Below are 2,000 nucleotides of genomic sequence, written 5' to 3'. Positions count from 1 at the left end.
GGTGACAAAAAACACATATGCGGCATTTGAACCCTCAATGGATTATATTACTGTGAAAATTCCAAGATGGCCCTTTGACAAGTTCTCGGTAAAAAGAGAAATAGGCATAGAAATGAAATCCATAGGAGAGGCCATGGGAATAGGCAGGATATTCGAAGAAGCCCTCATGAAGGCAGTATCATCTCTGGATATTAAGCAGGCAGTAAAGATGAGACTCTTCACCTCACCTGAAAAAACCATGGAACTTATGAAGATACCAAATGACCAGAGGCTGTTCGCCATATTCGAGGGATTATTTCAGGGCATGGATACTGTCAAAATCTCAGAACTTTCCGGCTATGATAAATTCTTCATAGAAAAAATGAAGAACATTGCAAATGCCATTTCCACAATCAGGCCAAATACTATTCCAGAAAATATGGGATACCTGAAGATGATTGGGGTTTCTGATCAAACTATTTCTTACTATTCTGGAATACCAGAGCCGGAAATAATAAGGCACAGGATAGAAAATAAAATCCTTCCGGTTTACAAGAATATAGATACATGTTCAGCTGAATTCAGTTCTGACACTGCGTACCTTTATTCATCCTATGATATTTTCAATGACAACAGAATTAGCAATAAGAAGAAGGTTATAGTCATAGGTTCAGGACCCAACAGGATATCTCAGGGCGTGGAATTTGACTACGGTGCGGTAAAATCCATATTGTCCTTGAAGGCACTGGGCTATGAGGCCATAATGGTTAACAGCAATCCAGAAACTGTTTCCACTGACTTTGACATATCGGACAAACTTTACTTTGAACCGGTTACACTTGAACATGTGTCTAACATTGTCAGTGCAGAAAAGCCAGAGGGAATTATAATCCAATTTTCTGGGCAAACAGGTCAGAATATGGCCTCAGGGCTCTCAAAAATATTCCAGAATATCGTTATGGGAACGAAACCGGAGGATATTTACAGGATTGAGGAGCGTACAATATTCTCGAAAACACTGAAAAGCCTGGGCATAAAACAGCCTGATTATATTGAAGTCTCTAATATAAACGAACTGGAGGAAAAAATAAGAGGAATAAGCCTTCCGGTAATAATCCGTTCCAGTTTCATTATAGGCGGAAGGGCAATGGATATAATTTACAGTTATGATATTTTAATTGAACGTGTAAAAGAATTGTTCATAGATCGCCCGGGATCTCCAGTGCTGGTAAGCAGGTACCTGAAAAATGCAACAGAAATTGATGTGGATTTCATATCTTCCGGTAAAAAATCAGTAATAGCAGGAATTTCGGTACACATAGAAGAGGCTGGAACCCATTCAGGTGATGCTACTATGGTTCTTGGGCCAGACAGGATTGATAAGAAAACACTGAACAGGATCCAGGACATAGTTGAGAAAATGAGGGTAAATTTCAACCTTTCAGGCCTTTCTAACCTCCAGATAGCCATAAAGGACAACGAAATATATGTAATTGAACTGAATGCACGGTCTTCCAGGTCTATTCCATTTGTTGCAAAGGCTACGGGGATTAACTGGGTGGATTATGGAATAAAGGCCATGCTCGGCATTGCTCCAGATATAGAGTATTCAGAACCGAAATCATTCTTCATCAAAGTTCCTGTATTTCCATTCAAGAGATTCAGGGATATGGATGTTATTCTTGGTCCAGAAATGAAGTCCACAGGGGAGGCCATGTGCTGCGGCGAAACGTTCCAGGAATCAATGTCCAAGGTAATACGCATAATGAAAAGGGATTTTAAATTAAAATCCGTCATAATTACCGTAAATGATATGGATAAGGATGAAGCCATAAAAATAGGTCGCAAACTGGATAAAAAGGGTGTGAAAATATACGCAACCCCGGGAACATACAGTGCCCTCAAGGGAGCCGGGATTGGCGCCACTGTCGTTTACAGGGTAAAGGATCTCAGGTCACCGGGAATCAGTGAAATAATAAGAAATGAGGATATATCAATGATAATAAACACGCCCTCAGAAT

The 2,000-nt window shown here is 40.0% G+C and carries 1 protein-coding gene; it reads left to right on the top strand.

Annotated features, from left to right (window positions below; all coding sequences use genetic code 11):
• Nucleotides 1–2,000 (top strand): carbamoyl-phosphate synthase large subunit (carB, locus tag AMDU4_RS13320; RefSeq protein WP_290705512.1); only part of this gene is annotated, 2,000 nt, incomplete at both ends.

The organism is Ferroplasma sp. Type II (assembly GCF_000496155.1).
Note: the sequence above shows the minus strand (reverse complement) of the source record. Positions and strands in the feature narration are given on the sequence as shown.